Source organism: Kribbella voronezhensis (assembly GCF_004365175.1).
In the GTDB taxonomy this organism is placed as follows: domain Bacteria; phylum Actinomycetota; class Actinomycetes; order Propionibacteriales; family Kribbellaceae; genus Kribbella; species Kribbella voronezhensis.
In genome coordinates this window covers 3,081,856-3,103,121 of record NZ_SOCE01000001.1, presented here as the reverse complement: position 1 = coordinate 3,103,121, position 21,266 = coordinate 3,081,856, and the positions used below count along the sequence as shown (strand labels likewise).

The window sequence follows — 21,266 nt, the reverse complement described above, 5'->3', positions numbered from 1 at the left end:
CGGAGGTGTCCTCCGTATCGTATCCGGAGGAGCGCTCCACTTCTGCTGTTTTCCACTCTAGCCCCTTCGGGGTAAGGAGCAAGTCACCCTATGTCGGCAACATCCGCGGCGCCGAGCGGCGCCTCTACCGGCACGCCCGCGCGGCGGCCGTCGGTAGTTCTCGCAGTCATCCTGGTCACCCAGTTGATGGTGATCCTGGACGGCACCGTGGTGAACATCGCGATGCCCAAGATCCAGCACGCCCTCGACTTCAGCCCGTCCAACCTCTCCTGGGTGCAGAACGCCTACGCCCTCGCCTTCGGTGGTTTGCTGCTGCTCGGCGCCCGCGCAGGCGATCTGCTCGGCCGCCGCCGGGTCTTCATCACCGGTGTCACCGTCTTCACCGGCGCCTCGCTGCTCGGTGGCCTCGCCCCGAGCGCCGAGCTACTGCTCGCCGCCCGGGTCCTACAGGGCATCGGCGGAGCGATCGCGGCTCCGGCCGCACTGACCTTGCTGATGCTGACCTTCCGCGAAGGCCCGGAGCGGTTGAAGGCGCTCGGTCTCTACAGCCTGGTCTCCTCCGGTGGCGCGAGCGTCGGCCTGGTCGTCGGCGGCATGCTGACCGACTGGGTCTCCTGGCGCTGGGGCCTGTTCATCAACGTCCCGATCGGTATCGGCCTGGTCATCGCCGCCCGGCAGGTGCTGGCCGAGACCCCGCCGGAGACCGGCAAGTTCGACGTCGCGGGCGCACTGACCTCGACGCTCGGCATCACCTCGCTCGTCTACGGCTTCATCCGGGTCGCCGAGGCCGGCTGGGGTTCGGCCGAGGTACTGGTGGCGTTCGGCGCCGGCCTGGTGCTGCTGGCCGCCTTCGTCCTGATCGAGCGACGCGCCACCCACCCGATCGTGCCGCTGCGGCTCTTCCGTGACCGTGACCGCGTGGCGGCGTACCTGACCATGCTGCTGCTGGTCGGCACGATGTTCGGGATGTTCTTCTTCCTCACCCAGTACCTGCAGGGCGTTCTCGGCCTGAGCCCGCTGCAGGCCGGCCTGGCCTTCCTGCCGCTGACCGGGTTGCTGTTCACCTCGTCGCGGATCGTCCCGCGCCTGCTCGGCCGGGTCGACGGCGGCAAGTTGATGATCACCGGTGCCGTCTCGGTGACGGCCGGCATGGTCTGGCTGACCCGGTTGACCATCGACAGCCACTACCTCACCGGGGTGGTCGGTCCGCTGGTGCTGTTCGGTCTGGGCGCCGGAATGATCTTCATCCCGCTGACCGGCCGCGCGCTGGCCGGCGTCCAGCCGGAGAACGCCGGCGCGGCCTCGGGTCTGCTGAACGTTCTCCAGCAGGTCGGTGGCGCACTCGGCCTCGGCATCCTGGTGACGATCTTCGGTACGGCGAGCCGCGCGTCCATCGCGGACGGCGGATCCGCCAACCCGGCCGAACGGGCCCGGGAGATCCTGACCGACGGCGTGCACGCCGCCTTCATCGGTTCGATGGTGTACGCCGCCCTGACGCTCACGGTGATCGTCCTCGGCGTCCGTCCGTGGATCCGGCGCAACCAGGCGCCGGCCGCTGATGTCGCCACCGAGCCGGCCGCGGTAGAGCCCGCGGTCGTGGACTCGCACATCTGAGCCAAGGTCCGAAGAACCGGAGCTACGTCGTACTCCGGTTCTTCGGACGTCAGCGCTCGGTCAGCGCCAGCCGGTAGCTGACGATCTTCGCGCTGGTGGTGAAGCCGAGGTTCTCGTACAGGCCGAGGGCGCCGGTCGGATTCTCGGCGTCGACACCGAGAGACGCGCGTCCGTACCCCGCTTCCGCGGCCTCGGTCATCACCCGGGCCAGCGCGACCCGAGCCAGCCCGCGGCCGCGATGGGTTCGACGAGTGCCGACCTGACCGATGTAGATCTCGCGGATCCCAGTGGCCACCGTGTCGGCCTCGTACTCGTAGCTGAGCGCGTAGCTCACGATTTGATCGCCGTCGAGGATCAGGAACGACAGGTTCGGACGGAGAGCCCGGGTGCCGGTGCACCACGTGCGCCAGGACTCCGGACTCCTCGGCGTCGAGCCCCAGTGGTCCAGGAACACCTCGTTGTGGGTCAGCCGCAAGGCTTCGTCGTACGACGGCTCGAAGGTGAGCCGGCGGAGTCCGTCCGGTAGCGGGACCGCCGGGATCGGCAGGTCGAACGAGCGGTGCATGTGGAAGAAGTAGCGGCAGGGCTCGAAGCCGCGGCTGGTGAACAGCTCGTGGGCGCCGGTGTTCGTGGAGATCGCCTGGGTGTTGAGCTCACCGGCGGTGCCCGGCTGCCGAGCGGAGTGGAGTTCGGTTGCTCTGCGCTCCAGCCAGGCAAGGATCGCGGCCCCCAGGCCACGGCCGCGCCACTCGGGATGCACGGTCCCCTCGGTCCGGATCCGGTGGATGTCGACGACCTGGTCCGGCGCGTGCACCTTCCCGTAGCCGACCAGCACCTCGTCCGCCCACAGCCCGATCGTGTCGCGTCCCAGGTCCAGGCTGGGGTCTTCGAGCTCCTCGAGCAGGTCGGCGGCGTCGTAGTTCTCGCCTTCGGCGTCGACCTTCTCCTTCGCCGCCAGCAGCTCCGCCCAGGCCGGCGTGTCCGCCTTGTCGATCGGGCGGGCCTCGACCCCGGCCGGCCACCCCTGGAATGTCACCATGCAGCCGACGGTAGACCGCGGCGATCACCTCCGCACCTCCTTTAGCCGCACGGGATTCCAGGGTCGCGGCACCGTGGCGGTCAGGGGTGGACGGAGGCGGACACCGGGCCGTGCTGGGGGTCGTTCCGGATGTGACGGGGGCAGGGCATCACGAGGATGGCGGGGACGTTGCTCTTCAGCCGCTACAGCCGCACAGACGGGACCACCGCACGATGCCCACCCTGCGCCGAATCCTTGCTGCCTCCACCGCCGTCGGCACCCTTGCCGCCCTGGCTGCCACCACAGCCACCACAGCCACCGCAAGCCCCACCCCAGCAACACCCGCCGTCGACGCAGTCGCGACTGCCTCGGCGCAGCGGAGTGCGGGGTTGCAGCAAGCACTGGACGCGATCGTCGCGGCCGGCGCTGTCGGAACGCTCGCCGAGGTGCGAACAGACCGTGGCACCTGGCGCGGTACGAGCGGAGTCGCCGAGCTCGGCAGTACCACGCCCGTCCCGGCTCGCGGCCTGTTCCGGGCCGGCAGCATCACCAAAACCTTCCTCGCGGCAGTCGTTCTGCAATTGGTCGCCGAACACGAGCTCGGCCTCGACGACCACCTGGCCGACCTGCTACCTCAGTCAGGAGGCGTGGTTCCGGGCGCCGAGCGCATCACTGTTCGGCAGTTGCTCACCCACACCAGCGGCCTCGGCGACTTCATGAGCGATCTACCGCTCCGGCCCCCGTCGGCGTTCCTCGCCGTCCGGTGGAAGACCTGGGATCCCTGGGAGCTGGTGAAGCTTGCCTCCGCGCACCCCACCACGACTCCGGGCCAGTACCACTACTCCAATGCCGGCTATCTGCTGCTAGGGATGGTGGTCGAGCGAGTCACCGGTCACTCCTACGGCAGCGAGATCCAGCACCGGGTGATCGACCGGCTCGGTCTCCACCGGACGACGATGCCGGGAACCGATCCGGTCATCCACGGCCCGCATCCGCACGGCTACCTGCCGGTGGAGGACAACGGCATGATCCGGCCGGTCGACCTGACCGAGCTGAACCCGTCCGTGTTCGGTGCGGCAGGTGAGCTCGTCTCCTCCACCAGTGACCTCAACCGGTTCTTCGCCGCGTTGTTGTACGGCAAGGTGGTGCGGCGCGATCTGCTGCATCTCATGACGCAGCCGCCCGAAGGCAGCACCTACGGCGCCGGCCTACGCAAACGCACTCTCACCTGCGCCGCTCCGGCCGGAAGCAATCGGCCGGCAGCGCACGTCACGGCGTACGGCAACGATGGTGACGCACTGGCCTACCTCAGCTACTCGTTCACCACTGCCGACCGTCGTCGGCAGGTCACCGTCTCGCTCACGCCCTGGGGGCCGGACCGCAACTCAACGGACAGCGCTGTCGACGCCCTGATCGAGCGGGCCCTCTGCCCGTAGCTAGTCGGCCAGCTGCCGGCAGAGCCACGCGACAGCCAGCGGATAGCGGTACTCGATGCCGCCGTGCGCTCCCTCGAACAACTCGAAGTACACCCGTTCATCCGGTACGCCGGCCTCGCGGACGGCTTGGCGGAAGGCGGTCGCACCCAGGTCGAGGTAGTACTCGTCCTGCTTGCCCGCGTCGATCCACACGGCGCGCATCGACCGCAACGCCTCGCCGTACGCCGGCTGCCGGGCCATCTCCACCGGATCGAGCGCCAGCCAGCGTTCCCAGATCTCGGGGATCACCACGCCGAGCTCGTTGAACGGCAGCTGGACGGTCCCGTCCGGCAAGGCCGAGTACGCCGAGGCGTACCCGTACATCTCCAGCAACTCCAGATCGACGCGGGTGTTCTGCCCCGGCCGGCTCTCGAAGTCGGCGAAGAACTTCTCGTACGACCCGTCGTACAGGTCCCGGAGTTGCCGCGCACGCTGGGCGAACTCGGGCCGGTAGGCCACGTCGAACAAGGCGTCACCGGCGTGCGTCGCCAGCGCGCCGAAGACGTCGGGGCGATGCATCGGGACCACCATCGCGGCGTACCCGCCGCTCGACTTCCCGGTGAGGGCTCGCTGATCGCGATCCGCCAGGGTCCGGTACCGCCCGTCGATCCACGGCACGATCTCGTCGCACAGGTAGGTCTCGTACTGCCCGGTGCCGGGGGAGTCGAGGTACTGGCTGCCACCCAGGCGCGTCCAGCCGTCGACGAAGACGACGATCGCCGGCGGCACGTCACCGGCCGCGAACATCGCGTCGAGCAACTCCGGGTACGGCTGCCGGAAGGGTGGTCGGTTGAACCACATCCCGAGGTGCCCGGTGTAGCCCATCGCCACGTAGACCGTCGGATACCGGCGCGAGCCCTCGTCGTACCCAGGCGGCAGGTAGACCAGCACCGGTCGCTGATGTGGATCGCCGAGGGTGTTCCCCCGCAGTACCGTGCTGTCGAAGACGGGCTGTTCGAACCGGCCGGCAAGCTCCGCGGACCAGGGCAACATCAGGCAACCTCACATCGAGTCGGGGGCCGTGATGCCGAGCAGGCCCAGGCCATCGTGCAACACCGTCCGGGTCGCCGCACACAGCCCCAGCCGGCTGGCCCGCTGCTCACCAGCACTCGTCAGGACCGGACACGTCTCGTAGAAGGCCGACAACGCGCTCGCGACGTCGTACAAATACGTGCAGAGCTTGTGCGGCTGCAGCGACGAAGCCACCTGTACGACGGTGTCGCCGAAGCCGGTCAGTAGCAACGCCAGCCGCTGCTCGGCAGGCTCTGTCAGCTGCGTCACCCGGCCGGGCGCTTCGCCGGCCTTCTCGAGCAGCCGGGTCAGCCGTGCGTGCGCGTACTGCAGGTACGGCCCGGTGTTGCCCGCCATCGCGACCATCCGGTCGAGGTCGAAGACGTAGTCGTTGATCCGGTCGCTCGCCAGGTCGGCGTACTTGACCGCGCCGATCCCGACGGCTTCGGCGATCGCCAACCGCTCGGGCTCCGACAGGGCGTCATCCCGTCCGGCCAGCAACGCCGAAGCCCGTGCCACGGCGTCGGCAAGCAGGGCGGCCAGCCGGACCGTCCCGCCGTCCCTGGTTTTGAAGGGCTTTCCGTCCGGTCCCAAGACAGTGCCGAAGGCAACATGTTCGGCCGGCACGGTCTCCGGCAGCCAGCCGGCCGTCCGGGCGAGCGCGAAGATCTGCTGGAAGTGCAACGCCTGCCGATGGTCGACCACATAGATGATCCGGTCCGCGTGCAGGTCGGACACCCGATGCCGCACGGCCGCCAGATCCGTTGCGCTGTAGCCGAATCCGCCGTCCGACTTCCGCACGATCACCGGCAACGGCGAGCCGTCCCGGCCGACGAACCCAGGAAGGAACGCGCACTGCGCACCCTCGGACTCGGTCAGCAACCCGGCCGCGGCCAACTCGTCGACAATCACCGGCAGGTCGTCGTTGTACGCACTCTCGCCCACGACATCGGCCCGCGTCAAAGGAGAGCCGAGTACGGCGTACAGCCGGTCGAACTCCACCAGCGACACCTCGACCATCTGCGCCCAGATCGCGAGCGTCTCCGCGTCGCCGGACTGCAGCAGGACCACCCGGGCCCGGGACCGATCCGCAAAGGCCGGCTCGGTGTCGAAGTGCTTCCGGCCCCGCTGGTAAAGCTGCTGCAACCCTTCTATATCGAGGGATTCCACCCCGAGCTGCTCGAAGAGGACCTGCTCGACCATCATTCCGAACTGCGTGCCCCAGTCGCCGACATGGTTCTGCCGGACGACCTCGTACCCGACGTACGCGAGCACGTTGCACAGCGCGTCCCCGATCACCGTCGACCGCAGGTGCCCGACATGCATCTGCTTGGCCACGTTGGGCTGCGAGTAGTCCACGACGACCCGCTGTCCGCGCGCAGGCAGCCGGCCGGGCAGCGAATTGACGGCGTCGGCCAGCGCAGGCGGATGCACGGTCAGGTTGACGAAACCCGGTCCGGCGATCGACAGCGAGCACAGGTCGTCCAGGTCGGCAGCCGCGACCAGCCGCTCGGCGATCACCCGTGGCGGCAGCCCGAGCGACTTGGCGAGCCGGAGCGCGAGGCTGGTCTGGAAGTGGCCGAACTCGGGTTTGGTTGCCGCCCGCAACTCAGGGTCGAGCTCGGCGTACGCCGTACCGAAGGCGGTTCCGGCGGCAGCGGACAACCGCAGGGCAAGGACAGGCAGCAGAGAAGACATGACGAAGATCCTTCGAAACGAGGCACTGGAACAGGACTGAGGTGTTCAGACAGTGCGTCGTCGTCGCAGGCCGGAAGCAGCGCTCACAGCGCTAGCGATCACCGGCGAGGTCGACATGGCTCCAAGTATGCACGATTCAGAGCCGATGTGGCGACGGAGCCGGCCGCCGGTCCGCCAGCGGGATCACCGGCGGCACCTCGGTCTCGCCGAGAAACACCCGCCGTACAACGCGTTCGGCGGCCTGCCCGTCGTCGAACTCACAGAACTTCTCGCGGAACAGTTGCCGGTGCTTGGCCGCCTCCGCCGCGGCGAACCGGCCGGTCTGCAACGCGGCGAACAACTCCTCCGCCGAGCGCGCCACCAGCCCGGGCGGGAACTCGGTGATGTCGAAGTACGTCCCGCGGGCGTTCTCGTACGTGCCCTTGTCGTCGACCAGCAGCATGATCGGCCGGTCCAGGTTCGCGTAGTCGAAGGTGATCGACGAGTAGTCCGAGATCAGCACGTCGGCCGCCAGCATCAGGTCCTCCACCCGCGGGTAGTCCGACGCGTCCACCACCCGGCTCGAGTGCGCCGAGGGATGTTGCGACAGCGAGTAGTGCGTCCTGACCAGCACCCGCCCGTGCTCACCGACAGCCGCGGCCAGCCGGTCCAGGTCGAGGTGGATGCCCGTGCCGCCGAGATCGACGAGACCGGTAGGAGTCCGTACGGCGTCCTGCCCGTCCCGCCAGGTCGGCGCGTACAGCACGACCAGATGCGAGTCGTCGAACCCGAACGACGCCCTGATCGCCCGTACTTCGTCCAGCGTCGCCGTCAGCAACCGGTCGTTCCGCGGGAAGCCGTACTCGAGTTCCTCGAAGTGCGACGGGTAGGTCCTCTCCCAGATCTCCGAGGAGTACCGGTTCGACGAGAGGTTGTAATCCCAGCGGTCGACCTGGCGCATCAGCTCCTCCAGGTCCAGGTCCTTCGCCGCGATCGGGAAGTGCCTCAGATCCGTCCCCATCGTCTTCAGCGGCGTGCCGTGCTGGGTCTGGAGGTGGACCTGTCCCTCGCGCTTGTCCAGCTCGCGCGGCAGGTTCATGTTGCTGACGAAGTACGTAGCCCGGTTCACCAGCTTCTCGTACGCCGGGGAGCCGGCCACCACGTACTCCACGCCCTCCGGAATCGCGTCGACATGGTCCGCGTCGGCGACCCAGACACCACGGAACTGCGGTGCGAGCTCGGCCGCCTTCTCGAAGATCGCGCGCGGGTTGCAGGCGTACTGCTTGAACCAGTACGCGGCGTAGAGGACCAGGTTCGGATCCAGCTCCCGGTGCAGCAGCCTGTCGACGGCCTTGCGGGGACTCGGCAGCGAGGCACTGCCACGCAGCACCTTCGAGCTGAGCTTGAGCGTCGAGTAGGTGGCGTAGTCGTCGTGGATCAGCAGCCAGCGCCGGAAACCGCGGCCGGTCCGGTCGGCGGCGTACCCGTCCGGCTTCCAGCGTTTGGCGAACGCGGCGCCGGCGTGGAAGAACTCGGCCCGGTCGTCCGGATCGATCCGCTCGGGCTTGGCCAGCACGGCCAGGATGTGGTCCAGCGACCGGTCGAACGCGAACCGCCCCCAGCCGGCCAGCTCGGGATCGGCGGAGATCAACGCGTGCACCCGGTCGTACTGGTCGAAGATGTCGAACTGCCGCTGGGTCCGGGTGGCGTGGATGTTCCCGCCGGTCCGGTGCTGGCGGTAGTGCACCACGACGCGGTCCAAGGTGGCGATCCGCCCGGCCGTGAGCATCGTCGAGTAGGTCCACGGCACGTCCTCGTAGTACCCGGTGGTGAAGACGAAGCCGTGCAGGCTGAGGAAGTCGCGCCGGTAGGCCTTGTTCCAGATCACCTCGAGGAAGGTCAGGAAGACCGGTCGCTCCGCCGCGGTGAAGACACCCTGGCCCTCCCGGGCGAACGCGTCGTGCCGCTGGTTGCGGACCACCTTGCCGTCCCAGAAGATCCGCTCGTAGTCGAACATCACCAGGTCCGGCCGGGACGTGTCGTCGATCCGGGCCGCGATCGCCGCCAGCGAGCCGGGCAGGTAGACGTCATCGGCGTCCAGGAACAGCACGTACTCGCCGCGGCACTCCTTGAGACCGGCGTTGCGGGTCAGCCCGAGCCCGACGTCGTCGCTCAGGTGCACCGCCCGGACCCGGGGATCGGCTGCGGCGTACTCGTCCAGGATCCGGCCGGAACCGTCCGTGCTCGCGCCGTCGACCCCGATCACCTCGAGGTCGGTGAAGGACTGGCCGAGGACCGAATCAAGGCACGGCCGCAGCCAGGCCCGTGCGTTGTGACACGGGACCACGATGCTGAACCTCGGGACCCCGGCGGAGTCGGTGCTGGCGGCCATGAGACGCCATCCTAGGTTGCGGACGGCAGGCCCCAGGCCACTACCGGTGATGTTCACCCCGGAGCCTAGGCTGCAGGCCATGACTGCTGATGTGTTCGAGCCGCTGGCGACGCTGGAGGGGGTCGGGTCGGCCGCCCGTGCCGCGCGGGACGCCGTCGACGTACTGCTCCGCGACCGCGGGCTGCGCAAGGTCGGTTCGGACATGACCGCCGAGGCCCTGCTCCGCGGCGCGCACGCCTCAGCGGCGCTGGCCGGCAGCCAGGACACCCTGGACCAGGTACGCCGGGGCGCGGGCGACCCGCGCTCGGTCGGTGCCGTCCGGATGACCGGCGAATTGATGAGTCTCGCCCCACAGCTGGAGAAGACGCCCGTACAGGTCTGGACCAGGCTGCACCAGTTGGCGGCCGCTGAACTCGGCACCGAGGACCAGTTGGGCCACTTGCGTACCAGTCGTGAGCCGCTGCCGGACGATCTTCCCGGCCTGCCCGAGGCGCCCGGCGCCGACGAGATGTGGGAGAGGTTGCACGGCCTGGCCCGTGCGCTGAGCCGGCCGACGAGCGCGCCGGGGATCGTGGTCGCCGCGATCGTGCACGCCGAACTCGCCGTCCTGCGGCCGTTCCCGACCGCGAACGGCCTGGTCGCCCGGGCCGCCGAGCGCGCCCTGCTCGTTGCCCGGGGCATCGACCCGGTGTCGGTCACGGTGCCCGAGGTGGGGCATCTCGAACTGGCCGGGTCGTACGCGCAAGGCCTGCGCGACTACGCCGGCGGCGGGCTGACCGGCGTACGGGACTGGTTGCTGCGATCGTGTGAGGTGGTGGCCCTCGGTGCCGAACGGTCACCGCTCAACATCTCTGCCCAGCAAGAGAAATAGCGGCCGACATGCGAACGGCGCTCTCAGCTGAGAGCGCCGTCGCTGGCACGCCATCCTGGTTACCAAGCGTGCACCTTGTCTGCCGCCTCGGTCGTGGTTCTCGCGAACCTGACGTGAGGTCGTGCTGCCCGGTTGGGATGGGCTGGTCGCCGCGTGGGTGCCTGGCTGCCGTGCGATTCTCTGCGGGACTTCGCTGGAAGGCTCCGTCCTTTGTGCTTCTTTTGTACTCCGCAAAACCCTTCCTGGGAAGGGCTAAGCCGGTCTTCATGAAGCTGTGAAAATTGAGGATCCGTCACGCAGTGCCGCTGCCGCGCGCCCGTCGGCGAGCGGCGTACAGCAGGACGCCGGCCGCTGCCAGCCCGGCGCCGACGACGGTCGCGGCGACGGCCGGACGGCGTACTTCGTGGAAGCGGGTGCGCTCGCCCAGGGCGACCGGCTTGCTGAAATCCAGCACCGGCCAGTCGCGCGCGATCGCCACCCGGCGCAGCGCGCGGTCCGGGTTCACCGCGAACGGATGGCCGACCACGGCCAGCATCGGCTCGTCGGTGATCGAGTCGGAGTACCCGTAGGAATCCTTCAGCAGATAGCCTTCCGCCTCGGCCAGCGCGGTGATCGCGGTCGCCTTGTGCGGGCCGTAGACGTACTCCTCGACCTCACCGGTGTACTTGCCGTCGGCAACTACCATCCGGGTGGCGATCACCTTGTCGGCGCCGAGCATCGCGCCGATCGGCTCGACCACCTCGAAACCGGAGGAGGACACGATCACCACGTCCCGGCCGGCCGCGCGGTGCTCCTCGATCAGGGTCACCGCCTCGTCGTACACGATCGGGTCGACGATGTGGTGCAGGGTGTCGGCGACGATCGCGCGGACCGTCTGGACGTCCCAGCCTGTGCACATAGCGGACAGGTACTCGCGCATCCGCTCCATCTGGTCGTGGTCGGCGCCGCCGAGCAGATAGACGAACTGGGCGTAGGCGCTGCGCAGCACGGTGCGCCGGTTGATCAGCCCGCCGGCGTAGAACGGACGGGAGAAGGCCAGCGTGCTGGAGCGGGCGATTATGGTCTTGTCCAGATCGAAGAAGGCGGCCGATCGGGACGTCCCCAGGTGCTCCATGGAGACGAGGATAGGCGCTGGCGCGAAACGCCGAGGGGCCCGGCCTTTCGTGTGGCCTGCTCTCCCGTTAGACTGTTGAGCAGTGTGACAGTGACACTGGTTCGGGCGACCTCCTGAGGGGTCTCCGAGCGCCCGGTGAGCAGGCTCTCGGTTTTACAGAACTGAGATGTGTGGGATCCGGTTTCGGGGGGTAGATACTCCTCGACAGTGGCAGACTGTCGCCTCCTGATCGGCCCCCGGCTCCTCCCCCCGAGCCCGTGGCCGAAGACGGCCCCCGGTCACCCCCCCGCCGGGGGCCGTCGCCTTTCCTCCTCCAGATCGAGCGCGTGCTCTCTGGCCGCCGGTTCGGTCAAGGTTAGAAAACTGTTCATTTTTTGCTTTTCCCGCGCGTGAGAGCGCTTCCACTTTATGTAGGGTCTTGACAATGTAGTTGACTGGTCACAGTTTGTGAGACATGAAACCGCGAACCCGCCCCCGCACCACCATCGCGATCATCTCCACACTGCTGTCCGCTGTTGTCGCCCTCGCCGGCGTGCCCGTGTTGTCCCCGACGAGCTCGGCGGCGACCAACCTCGTCACGAACGGCAGCTTCGAGACCGGCACGCTGTCCGGCTGGTCCTGCTCGTCCGGGACCGGCGCCGCCGTCAGCGGCTCGGCGCACACCGGCAACTGGGCCCTGCAGGGCAGTCCAACCTCCGGCGACAACGCCCGCTGCGGCCAGTCGGTCTCGGTCAAGCCGAGTTCGACCTACACGCTCTCGGCCTGGGTGAAGGGCTCGAACGTGTACCTGGGTGCCGACGGCGGCACCAGCACCTGGAGCACCAACGACTCCTGGAACCAGCTGACGACCACGTTCACCACGAGCTCGTCGGCAACCACGGTCACGGTCTACGTCCACGGTTGGTACGGCCTCCCGGCGTACCAGGCGGACGACGTCGTCCTGGACGGTCCCGGCGGCACCGCCCCGCCGCCGGACACCACTCCGCCGACCACTCCCGGTGGTCTGACCGTGGGAAGCCCGACCTCGAGCTCGCTGGCGCTCAGCTGGTCTGCCTCGTCGGATGCGAACGGTGTGGACCACTACGACGTGGTCCGCGGCTCGGGTAGCGGGCAGAGCGTCGGCAACGTCACCAGTTGGACAGCGACCGGCCTGAGCCCGAGTACGACGTACAGCTTCAAGGTGCGCGCGTGCGACGCGGCCGGCAACTGCTCGGCGTACGGTGCGAGTGCGTCCGGTACGACGTCGAGTGGGCCGACCGACCCGCCGCCGGGTGGCGGCACTCTGCCGAAGCACGTGCTGACCGGCTACTGGCAGAACTTCGACAACGGTGCCACGGTCCAGCGGATCCGGGACGTGCAGGCCAACTACGACCTGATCGCGGTGGCCTTCGCCGACACCGACCCGAGCAAGCCGGGCGGCATCACGTTCACGCTCGACCCGACCCTGTCGAGCCGTCTCGGTGGCTACACGGCCGCCGACTTCAAGGCCGACATCACTGCCAAGCACCAGGCCGGCAAGCGGGTCATCCTGTCGGTGGGTGGCCAGAACGGCACCATCTCGGTCACCAACGCGACGGCGGCCGCCAACTTCGCCAGTAGTGCGCTGGGCATCCTGCGCGAATACGGCTTCGACGGGGTCGACATCGACCTGGAGAACGGCGTCAACGCGCAGTACATGGGTCAGGCGCTGCGGAGCCTGCAGAGCAGCTTCGGTAGTGGCCTGATCATCACGATGGCGCCGCAGACGATCGACATGCAGGCCACCTCGTTCGAGTACTTCAAGCTGGCGCTGAACATCAAGGACATCCTGACCATCGTCAACGTGCAGTACTACAACTCCGGTGCGATGAACGGCTGCAACGGTCAGGTCTACTCCCAGGGCACCGTCGACTTCATCACCGCGCAGGCCTGCATCATGCTGCAGAACGGACTGCGGCCGGACCAGGTCGGCCTCGGCCTGCCTGCGTCCTCCCGCGCAGCCGGCAGCGGCTACGTGTCGCCGACGATCGTCGACAACGCGCTCGATTGCCTCGCCAGAGGTACCAACTGTGGCAGCTTCAAGCCGAGCACCACGTGGCCTTCGCTGCGCGGCGCGATGACCTGGTCGACCAACTGGGACGCGCTGAACGGCAACGGGTTCTCCAGCACGGTCGGCTCCCACGTGCACTCACTCCCCTGACAGGCATGCACAACTACCGACCCGTGCAGGTGCTGGAGGCGCTCGGAGTCTGCTACGAGGACGAGCAGCTCTACCGAGCGCTTCTGGCCCGGCCGGAAGCCACTACGACCGACCTGGTCAACGACACAGGCTGGCCCACCGCACGGGTGGCCCGGCACCTGAGGTCGCTGCTGTCACTCGGCCTGGCGTCCCGTACTGCGGGGCGCCCGGCCCGGTACACCCCGGCCGTCCCGGAAGCCGCGGTCGAGTTACTCGCTCTCCGCAAGCAGGCCGCGATCGTCCAGGCCAGGCTGAGCGCCTCCGTCCTCACCAAGGAGTTCCGGGCTGCCCACGAGTCCGGACCGTTCACCGTGATCCGTGGCGAACAGGCCATCGCCCAGCGGTTCTACCAAGCCCAGCAGAGCGCCCAGACCGAGGTCCTGGTGCTGGACAAGCCGCCGTACGCCGTGTTGCCGGTGGAACCGCGTCGCGCGTACGGCGTGAGCTACCGGACGATCTATGACATGGCGGCTCTCGGCAACCCGGCCGAGCTGGCTGCCGCTCGGAGTGCAGGGGCCAGTTGCCGGATGCTCAGCGACGTACCCCTGAAGCTGGTGGTAGCCGACCGGCGTACGGGGCTGTTGCAGACCGGACAGGAGGTCATCGAGCTGGGGCCGTCCAGTCTGCTGGATGCGCTGGTCCGGCTGTTCGAGCTGCTCTGGCAACAGGCGACCTCGCTGACGCCCGAGTCGTCGGGTGATGGGCCGCTCAGTGCAGAGGATCACCAGTTGCTTGCGCTGGCGGCTGCCGGGCTCACTGATCAGGCTATTGCCCGGCGGCTCGGGGTCGCCCAGCGGACGGTCGAGAGGCGGATGCAGCGCATTCTCAAGTCGCTGGATGCCACCACGCGGTTCCAGGCCGGGTTGAGAGCGGGCCAGCGCGGGTTGCTGATCTAGGGCCTGGTTCGGCTGCTAGTCCGTGACGTCGGCGACCGTCGCGTTGAGCGCCTTGACCAGGTCCTCGGCGTCTACGGTCAGCCCGGCGCCGTGCTCGCCGCCGCCGATCGAGATCGTCCCGGTGATCCGCTCGTCGGCGATCACCGGCCACGCGTTCGTGCTGCCCAGCGGTGTGATCGTCCCGCGCACGTAGCCGGTGACGGCGAGTGCTGTCTCGGCACTGGGCATCGAGATGCGGCTGAGCCCCAGCAACGCGCGCAGCTTCGGCCACGCGATCTCGCGGTCACCAGGAACCAGCACGAACCGGTAGTCGCTGTCGGACAGCCGGACCACGATCGTCTTGATCAGCTTGGCCGGTTCGATTCCGCGGGCCGCCGCTGCCTCTTCGAGCGAGTTCACCCGGCCGTGCTGGGTGAGTTCGTAGGCAAGGCCCAATTCGTCGGCTGCATCGCTTGCTCTGGTCACCTGGTCAGTTTCGCATCCGGCTGGGAATCCGGCGGATCAGCAGTGCCAGGGCGAGAGTCAGCAGGAGCAGGGCTGATGCCTCGGCGACGACACCGGGCCAGGCGCCACGGCTCCACGCAGTACCGGCCAGGCCGCCGAAGACCGAGGAGCCCAGGTAGTAGGCGAACAGGTAGAGGCTTGCGGCTTGGCCGGTGCCTCCTCCACCGGCGTGGGCACGGACAGCGACCCAGCCACTCGCTACGCCGTGGACCGCGAAGAACCCCGCTGTCATCACTGCAAGGCCGAGGACGATCAAGGGGAGTGGAGCGGCCGACGTCGTCGCGACACCGGCCATGGTGATCAGGCAGCCGATCGGAACCACAGCGCGCCGCCCGTACCGGTCCGCCAGTCTGCCGGCCACTGCAGAGGCCGCTGAGCCCACCAGATAAACAGCGAACACAAGCCCCGCCAACCCAGGCCCCAGCCCGTACGGCGCTGCCGCCAACCGGAAGCCGGTGGCGTTGTAGACCGCGACGAAGGCCCCCATCGCGGTCGCGGCGATGCCGTAGAGAGCAAGGAGCGCCGGGTCCTTCAGTACGCGAGCGGTCTGCTCCAGCAACCTGCGCGGACTGGGCGGAGTGGCGACGAAGTTGCGCGACGCAGGGAGGAGAAAGGCCACGAGTACTGCGCACGTCACACCGAGCAGGGCGATACCGCCGAGTGCCGTGCGCCAGCCACCCAGCTCAGCCAGGCCACCCGCGACCAGGCGACCCGTCATCCCTCCCACCGCAGTGCCGGCGACGTACAGGCCGCTTGCCCGAGCGTGACTGCTCTCGTCAACCTCTTCCCGCAGGTACGCCATCGCCACGGCCGGCAACCCGGCCAGCGCAACGCCCTGGACGCCCCGCAGCGCCAGCAAGGCCGGCCAGTTGGGTGCGAGCGCACACAGTACGGCGATGCCGGCCGCGATCGCCACGGACCACCGCATCAACTTCGTTCTGCCGAAGACCTCAGAAGCCGGACCTGCGATCAGCAGCGCGACACCGAGCCCGAGAGTGGCCAGCGACACGGTGAATGCGCTCTCGCCCGGCGACACCCGGAACTGCGCGGCCAGCTCAGGTAGCAGCGGCTGGGTGCTGTAGAGCATCGCGAAGGTTGCCAGGCCCGCTGCGAACAACGCAACCGACAGGCGGCGATACCCGGCGTCTCCGGGCAGGTAGCCGGTCTCGGGCACTGTTTGCACCTAGGAGACGGTGCCAGATGTGCTGACATACGTAAAATGTCGTTGGCAGCGAGGACCGATACGCTTTCCGCATGAATGTCACCGACCTGCGGTGGTTCGTGGTGCTGGCCGAGACGGAGCATCTGACCGAAGCGGCCGCGACGCTGCAGACCAGTCAGCCGAATCTGTCGCGCTCTCTTCGCCGCGTGGAGGAGGCCTTCGGCACTCGGCTGTTCGAACGCGAGCATCGCGGGCTACGGCTCAACCCGTACGGCCGGATCGTTCTGGAGGGCGCCCGCGCTGCCGCTGGTGCAGTGGAGTCGGCTCAGCAGCGCATCGATGCCTTGCTGGATCCCGAGTCCGGCACAGTTCGCTTGGCGTTCCTGCACTCCGTCGCTACCGGCGTGGTGCCCGATCTGCTCACTGCCTTCCGGCAGTCCGCACCCTCGATCCGCTTCGCGCTGCGGGAACAGCCGTCGCACGACCTCGTCCGGGACTTGGAGTCCGGCGAAGCGGAGTTGGGCATCACCGGTCCCAGACCCGACAAGGACACGTTCGGCTGGCATCTGCTCGAACGGCAACGGCTCTGTCTCTACGTCCCACCAGGACACGCCCTGGCCGGTCGCGACCGAGTGCGGCTGGCTGAGGCGGCCGACGAGCCTTTCATCGCGCTGCGCCCCGACTTCGGCTTCCGCCGAGTCACCGACGAGCTCTGCAGAGCAGCGGGCTTCACCCCTGCGGTCGCCTTCGAGAGCACGGACCTCACGACCATCGACCGGCTGGTCGGCGCAGGACTCGGCGTTGCGGTGCTGCCTGGCGGCGCAGTCCGAGGTACGGAGAGCGGAGCGAGCGGGGTGCCCCTGGCCGGCGTACGGGCTCGTCGTGACATCGGCCTGGCCTGGTGTCTGCACCGCCAGCTGTCCCCGGCTGCCGAACGCTTTCGGTCCTTCGTGCGGGCCTGGTAATTCTCTGCAGGTTGCTGCAACGAGTCTTGGCGTGGCGGAGCCCGGCCGGGCAAGGTCTTCGCGTGGAGAAGTCATGGAAGTCCCTGAAGCCCAGCAGACGGCAACTGTTCGCAGCCGGCGCGGTAGCGACGGTCGCATCGGTTGCCTCGACCACTGCCGCTTACGCGGCCGACGACTACGGTTCGGGTGAGCTCGGCCCGTGGGAGGGCAACTCGAACAAGATCGCCACGCCGACGACGATCCGGCAGGTCCGGGACGCCAACGGGATCTACATGTTCGGCGACAGCATCTCGGTCCAGGACGGCTATGCCCTGGCCGTGCGGCTGAACACCGACGGAATCCTGCTCGCCGTCAACAACTGGTCAGGCCGGCCGACGGCACCCGCCGTCGACGCGCTGGCCGACTGGGCGGCCACCTACGGCATGCCGCAGCGAATCCTGATGGCGACCGGGTCCAACGACATCTTCAACCCGCCGGTGATGGCCGCCCAGATCGACCGGACGATGAGCATCGCCGGTTCCACCCGGACGGTGTACTGGGTGAACGTGCAGGTCGCCCGGACCAGCGTCACCGACGCGGTGCGGCTTGCGGACCAGCGCAACAGCGGCTGGATCAACCTGCAGCTCGCCGACGCGCAGAAGCGGTATCCGAACCTGAAGATCGTGCACTGGGCCGAGTTCCTGGCCGCCAAGCCGTCGCGGATGTCCCCGACGATGTACCTGCGCGACGGTGTGCACACGACGGTGCCACTCGGCCAGGACGCCCGCAACGAACTGATCGCCCAGACCATCACCTGACCGAACAGGGGGAGTACGGCGGGCAGTGGGGCGCCTGCCCGCCGTACTTGCTTCTAGAGCCCTGCGGTGACTTCTAGAACCCCGCGGTGATGCGGGTGAACTCCCAGTCGGGCTGGGCGATGCCGCTGCAGTTGGAGACCACGCCGCCACCGGCACAGCCGCGGTCGCGGTTCACCGACCAGAACGCCAGCCGGCCGAGTCCGTTGCTACGGGCCCAGTTGGTGATGTTCTGCCAGGTCGCCGTCGAGGTCAGCTCCTGCTGGTCCGACAGGCCGTTCATTCCGGAGATGCCCTGGTGGGCGAAGGCCTGTGCGGTGGTCCAGCCGAAGGTCGCCTTCAGCTTGTTGTTCAGGCCCGTGGAGGCGCCGACCGTGTCGTTGTAGACGTTGCTGCTGCCGAAGTCGAACGGCATCAGCGTGAAGATGTCGATGTTCGCGCCGAGAGCCGCCGATCGCTCGATCAGCCGGTTGCCGTAGTAGTTCGGGCCGGTGGTCGAGGTACCGAAGGTCAGGATCGTCTGAATGCCGGGGTTGTTCTGCTTGACGATCTTGAGCGCGCCGAGGATGCGGTCCTGGACCGCCTCGTTCTCGAACTCGTCGGAGTTCTCGATGTCGATGTCGATCGCCTTCAGGCCGTAGGCGCTGATCACCTTCTGGTACGCGCCGGCCAGTGCTTCCGGCGTACTGCAGTTCGGCCCCAGCTTGTTGCCGCTCCAGCCACCGATCGACGGTACGACGTCGCCGCCGGCCGCGTGGATCGCAGCGATCGCGTTGGCGTCGGCACTGCCCTGGAGCGGACGGGAGCCGTCCCACGCCGGGTTGCAGCCGCCGGACGACAGGATGAAGGCCATGGTGAACCACTTGATGCCGGTCGCGTTCATGACCGTCACCGGGTTCGGCGGGTCACCCCAGCCCATGTAGAGGTACGGGGCAGCCTTCTTGGAGCCGGTGCCGGGATTGCCGCCGGACTGCGTCGTGACGGAGATGGCGCCGCTCTTCGCGCCCTCGCCTGCGGAGTTCGAGGCGCTGACCTGGTAGCTGTAGCTGGTGCTCGCGGTCAGTCCGGAGTCCGTGTACGACGTACCGGTCGGAGTGCCCACCTTCGTACCGTTGCGGTAGACGCTGTAGCTGGTGGCACCGCTGACTGCCGACCAGGACAGGCTCACCGACGAGGAGGTCGACGTACCCGTGAGTCCTCCGGGTGCGCCTGGCACCGTACCTCCACCGCCTCCACTGCACGAGCCACCGTTCAGGCGACAGCCAGTGACACCGGGGAAGTTGCCCGGGCTGCCATTGAAGCCGAAGGTGACCGTGGCGCCTGGTGCCAGTGGGCCCGCCCAGCTGGGCGGCGTGAAGGTGTGGGTCTGGCCACTGCTGCTCCTGGTCGCGTCCCAGGAACTGCTGATGGTGTAGCCGGACGGGAAGTCCAGTGCCACCGTCCAGCTGCTGAGCGAACTGGTGGTGCCGTTGGTGATGGTCACCTTGCCTTCGAACCCGCTGCCCCAGTCGGAGACCTTGGTGAAGGCGGCGCTCACTCCGGCGGCTTGTGCTGCCGGGATGACGATCAGCGAAGCCACTACGGCGGCTATCGCGGCTATTGCGACGGACAGGTACTTCTTGCGTTTCATGATGCTCCGATCAGTGGGCGGTACGTGATCAGACCCGTCCCCACAGGGCAGGGACGTTCGGGGGCTCCCATCCGGTCAAGGACGTGTGGCCCTGGATGCAGCGGTAGGTGATGCCGTTGTAAGACACCAGAGCGCCGGTCGCGTACGCCGTGTTGGGCGCCCACGGGGTTGCCGTCGGAGGGGTGGTCGGCGGCGGCGTGGTGGGAGGCGTGGTCGGGGGAGTCGTCGGCGGCGTCGTCGGCGGAGTGGTGGGTGGCGTGGTGGGCGGGGTGGTCGGGGGAGTCGTCGGCGGGGTGGTCGGCGGCGGGGTGGGACCGGTGCAGCCGGCGGTGTCCGCGTTGACGGAGTCGACCACTGCGTTGAAGAGCGTGACGCCGGGGTCCAGGGCCTCGAGCGAATACATCATCGCGCCGGCCAATCCCTTGCAGTGCTGGTAGTCCGCCTTCGCCTTGATCGACTGCGCGTTGTCCCCGGTCCAGAAGGTGCCGTTGCTGTAGAACCAGGAGGCCTTGGTCGCGTCGTCGAAGTACGTGCTGGCGGGGTTGTCGACGAAGCCGGTCAGCTCCTTGTAGAAGGAGACGCCCGGCACGTTGCCGCTCAGCGCGTGCCCGTCGGCCGGTCCGGTAGCGGTCTGGTACTTGCCGTTCGCCGTCGCCGGGACACCCTTCCATCCCCTGTAGTAGAAGGGATATCCGATCGTCAGCTTGTTCGCCGGAAAGCCGCCGGGGATCCCGTACGCCGGATCGCCGGTGGTCCAGGCCTTGACCGCACCGTCGACGGAGTACTTGGCCGAGCCCGGCGGGATCGGGGTGCTCGGGTCGTTCGGCGCCTGGTACAGCGGGTCCTGGAAGTTGGTCGGCCCGGTGGCGTCCCAGCCGCCGTGCATGTCGTACGTCATCACGTTGTTGTAGTCCAGGTACTGCCCGAGCTTGTTCGTCTCGATGGTGGCGATCTTGTCCTGCCCGGCCGGGGTGGCGGCGGACAGCCACATCTTCTTGCCGACACTGTTGCCATAGGCATCCAGTTGCGACCGGAGCTCGGCCAGTAGCAGGGTGAAGTTCTGCTTGTCCGCGGCGCTGTAGTGGTTGCCGACGTGACCGTTCGGCGAGCCGGGGTACTCCCAGTCGATGTCGATGCCGTCGAAGATCCCGGCCGCGCTGCCGGGGCCGCCGAAGCCGTCGACGACCGGCAGGTTGCCCTTGATGAACATGTCGACACAGGAACTGACCAGCGCCTTGCGCTTGGCATCGGTGGAGGCCGCGTCGGAGAAGTACTTGGAGTAGGTCCAGCCGCCGATCGAGATCAGGATCTTCAGGTTCGGGTACTTCGCCTTGAGCTTCTTCAGCTGGTTGAAGTTGCCCTGGATCGGCTGGTTCCAGACGTCACCGACGCCGTCGACGCTGATGTCGGCGCCGTACGACTTGCCGTAGTCGGCGAAGGCGTCGCCGGCGCCGTCACCGGCACTGGGGTTGCTCTCGTCCTGGGAAGCGGCCTTGTTCGCCATGAAGCAGGTGTGGGTGGTCGGGTGGATGTTCGCGAACGCGTAGTTCAGGAAGTCCAGCTTGGCCGCGGCGCCGGTGGTGATCAGGTTCTTGGGGTAGAAGGCGTTCTGGTAGATCCCCCACTGGGTGAAGTAGGCCGTCTTCACGCCGCCGCTGGTGGCGGCGACGGCCTGGGCGGCGGTCTGCGGTTCGGGTGGTCCGGCGGTGGCGACGCCGGCGACGGCGATCAGGGCGGTTGCGGCGACTGTGGCCGCTGCGGCAAAGGTGCGCGTTCGACTCATGGGGGCGGTCCTCCGGTCAGGAGCGAAGCAGGACACGGATGTCCTGCAGGTGTCCATCAGTGGACGGGGGCGGAGCTTCTGCGAGCAATTTAGTTAAAGACGCTTCAAAAACGAACGGTAGCGTTTTGCCGCCCATTGGTCG

Annotated in this window: 16 protein-coding genes; 7 read left to right on the top strand and 9 right to left on the bottom strand. The window is 68.1% G+C overall.

All coding sequences use genetic code 11. The annotated features are described in order from the left end of the window. Positions 1 to 90: 90 nt before the first annotated feature. Positions 91 to 1,614 carry an MFS transporter gene (locus tag EV138_RS14130; protein WP_133979410.1) on the top strand — a complete coding sequence of 508 codons (1,524 nt, stop codon included), beginning with the start codon at positions 91 to 93 and terminating at the stop codon, positions 1,612 to 1,614. Between the two features lie 49 nt (positions 1,615 to 1,663). On the opposite strand, the gene EV138_RS14125 is transcribed toward EV138_RS14130, so the two are convergent. After that, positions 1,664 to 2,653, bottom strand: coding sequence for a GNAT family N-acetyltransferase (locus EV138_RS14125; RefSeq protein ID WP_133979408.1), 990 nt, complete (start codon positions 2,651 to 2,653; stop codon positions 1,664 to 1,666). 212 nt (positions 2,654 to 2,865) lie between these two features. On the opposite strand from EV138_RS14125, the gene EV138_RS14120 reads away from it, so the two are divergent. Continuing rightward, positions 2,866 to 4,068, top strand: coding sequence for a serine hydrolase domain-containing protein (locus EV138_RS14120; protein WP_133979406.1), 1,203 nt, complete (start codon positions 2,866 to 2,868; stop codon positions 4,066 to 4,068). On the opposite strand, the gene EV138_RS14115 is transcribed toward EV138_RS14120, so the two are convergent. The 3 genes from EV138_RS14115 to EV138_RS14105 all read right to left on the bottom strand — a co-directional run bounded on the left by EV138_RS14115 (position 4,069) and on the right by EV138_RS14105 (position 9,187). Further along, positions 4,069 to 5,100 (bottom strand): alpha/beta hydrolase, encoded by a 1,032-nt coding sequence (locus tag EV138_RS14115; protein ID WP_133979404.1) that lies wholly within the window; start codon positions 5,098 to 5,100, stop codon positions 4,069 to 4,071. Positions 5,101 to 5,109: 9 nt separating this feature from the next. Next, entirely contained in the window at positions 5,110 to 6,816 is a 1,707-nt protein-coding gene (gene argS / locus EV138_RS14110) for an arginine--tRNA ligase (protein ID WP_133979402.1), read from the bottom strand. A gap of 136 nt (positions 6,817 to 6,952) precedes the next feature. Continuing rightward, a complete protein-coding gene (locus tag EV138_RS14105) occupies positions 6,953 to 9,187 on the bottom strand; it encodes a bifunctional glycosyltransferase/CDP-glycerol:glycerophosphate glycerophosphotransferase (protein WP_133979400.1) in 2,235 nt (744 codons plus the stop codon). Positions 9,188 to 9,266: 79 nt separating this feature from the next. Here EV138_RS14105 and EV138_RS14100 point away from each other — a divergent pair, with 79 nt between their 5' ends. Continuing rightward, the gene (locus EV138_RS14100; RefSeq protein ID WP_133979398.1) at positions 9,267 to 10,058 is read left to right on the top strand and encodes a Fic family protein; all 792 of its coding nucleotides are present in this window, start codon (positions 9,267 to 9,269) and stop codon (positions 10,056 to 10,058) included. A gap of 292 nt (positions 10,059 to 10,350) precedes the next feature. On the opposite strand, the gene EV138_RS14095 is transcribed toward EV138_RS14100, so the two are convergent. Beyond that, positions 10,351 to 11,172 carry an HAD family hydrolase gene (locus tag EV138_RS14095; RefSeq protein ID WP_202866712.1) on the bottom strand — a complete coding sequence of 274 codons (822 nt, stop codon included), beginning with the start codon at positions 11,170 to 11,172 and terminating at the stop codon, positions 10,351 to 10,353. Positions 11,173 to 11,626: 454 nt separating this feature from the next. Between EV138_RS14095 and EV138_RS14090 the strand changes: the two genes are divergently transcribed. Together EV138_RS14090 and EV138_RS14085 are read left to right on the top strand one after the other, a co-directional pair. Further along, positions 11,627 to 13,351: a chitinase gene (locus EV138_RS14090; protein ID WP_133979394.1), complete on the top strand. Its 1,725-nt coding sequence runs from the start codon at positions 11,627 to 11,629 to the stop codon at positions 13,349 to 13,351. 5 nt (positions 13,352 to 13,356) lie between these two features. Beyond that, on the top strand, positions 13,357 to 14,286 hold the full coding sequence (locus tag EV138_RS14085; protein WP_133979392.1) for a helix-turn-helix domain-containing protein: 930 nt from the start codon (positions 13,357 to 13,359) through the stop codon (positions 14,284 to 14,286). Positions 14,287 to 14,301: 15 nt separating this feature from the next. Here the strand turns inward: EV138_RS14085 and EV138_RS14080 are convergent, their stop codons facing one another. After that, positions 14,302 to 14,751: an aminoacyl-tRNA deacylase gene (locus tag EV138_RS14080; protein WP_133979390.1), complete on the bottom strand. Its 450-nt coding sequence runs from the start codon at positions 14,749 to 14,751 to the stop codon at positions 14,302 to 14,304. Between the two features lie 4 nt (positions 14,752 to 14,755). Further along, entirely contained in the window at positions 14,756 to 15,973 is a 1,218-nt protein-coding gene (locus tag EV138_RS14075) for an MFS transporter (protein ID WP_238158130.1), read from the bottom strand. A gap of 71 nt (positions 15,974 to 16,044) precedes the next feature. Here EV138_RS14075 and EV138_RS14070 point away from each other — a divergent pair, with 71 nt between their 5' ends. Together EV138_RS14070 and EV138_RS14065 are read left to right on the top strand one after the other, a co-directional pair. After that, on the top strand, positions 16,045 to 16,917 hold the full coding sequence (locus tag EV138_RS14070) for a LysR family transcriptional regulator (RefSeq protein WP_133979388.1): 873 nt from the start codon (positions 16,045 to 16,047) through the stop codon (positions 16,915 to 16,917). Between the two features lie 62 nt (positions 16,918 to 16,979). After that, positions 16,980 to 17,714 carry an SGNH/GDSL hydrolase family protein gene (locus EV138_RS14065; protein WP_133979386.1) on the top strand — a complete coding sequence of 245 codons (735 nt, stop codon included), beginning with the start codon at positions 16,980 to 16,982 and terminating at the stop codon, positions 17,712 to 17,714. Positions 17,715 to 17,787: 73 nt separating this feature from the next. Here the strand turns inward: EV138_RS14065 and EV138_RS14060 are convergent, their stop codons facing one another. Both EV138_RS14060 and EV138_RS14055 read right to left on the bottom strand, forming a co-directional pair. Continuing rightward, positions 17,788 to 19,341 carry a glycoside hydrolase family 18 protein gene (locus EV138_RS14060; protein WP_133979384.1) on the bottom strand — a complete coding sequence of 518 codons (1,554 nt, stop codon included), beginning with the start codon at positions 19,339 to 19,341 and terminating at the stop codon, positions 17,788 to 17,790. Between the two features lie 28 nt (positions 19,342 to 19,369). Continuing rightward, positions 19,370 to 21,124, bottom strand: a complete 1,755-nt coding sequence (locus EV138_RS14055; protein WP_133979382.1) for a glycosyl hydrolase family 18 protein — start codon at positions 21,122 to 21,124, stop codon at positions 19,370 to 19,372. Positions 21,125 to 21,266: the final 142 nt, after the last annotated feature.

Bases quoted from the DNA above. Each gene is read 5' to 3' on its own strand.
- EV138_RS14130 (WP_133979410.1), top strand. From the start codon at position 91: ATGTCGGCAACATCCGCGGCGCCGAGCGGCGCCTCTACCGGCACGCCC.
- EV138_RS14125 (WP_133979408.1), bottom strand. From the start codon at position 2,653: ATGGTGACATTCCAGGGGTGGCCGGCCGGGGTCGAGGCCCGCCCGATC.
- EV138_RS14120 (WP_133979406.1), top strand. From the start codon at position 2,866: ATGCCCACCCTGCGCCGAATCCTTGCTGCCTCCACCGCCGTCGGCACC.
- EV138_RS14115 (WP_133979404.1), bottom strand. From the start codon at position 5,100: ATGTTGCCCTGGTCCGCGGAGCTTGCCGGCCGGTTCGAACAGCCCGTC.
- argS (WP_133979402.1), bottom strand. From the start codon at position 6,816: ATGTCTTCTCTGCTGCCTGTCCTTGCCCTGCGGTTGTCCGCTGCCGCC.
- EV138_RS14105 (WP_133979400.1), bottom strand. From the start codon at position 9,187: ATGGCCGCCAGCACCGACTCCGCCGGGGTCCCGAGGTTCAGCATCGTG.
- EV138_RS14100 (WP_133979398.1), top strand. From the start codon at position 9,267: ATGACTGCTGATGTGTTCGAGCCGCTGGCGACGCTGGAGGGGGTCGGG.
- EV138_RS14095 (WP_202866712.1), bottom strand. From the start codon at position 11,172: ATGGAGCACCTGGGGACGTCCCGATCGGCCGCCTTCTTCGATCTGGAC.
- EV138_RS14090 (WP_133979394.1), top strand. From the start codon at position 11,627: ATGAAACCGCGAACCCGCCCCCGCACCACCATCGCGATCATCTCCACA.
- EV138_RS14085 (WP_133979392.1), top strand. From the start codon at position 13,357: ATGCACAACTACCGACCCGTGCAGGTGCTGGAGGCGCTCGGAGTCTGC.
- EV138_RS14070 (WP_133979388.1), top strand. From the start codon at position 16,045: ATGAATGTCACCGACCTGCGGTGGTTCGTGGTGCTGGCCGAGACGGAG.
- EV138_RS14060 (WP_133979384.1), bottom strand. From the start codon at position 19,341: ATGAAACGCAAGAAGTACCTGTCCGTCGCAATAGCCGCGATAGCCGCC.
- EV138_RS14055 (WP_133979382.1), bottom strand. From the start codon at position 21,124: ATGAGTCGAACGCGCACCTTTGCCGCAGCGGCCACAGTCGCCGCAACC.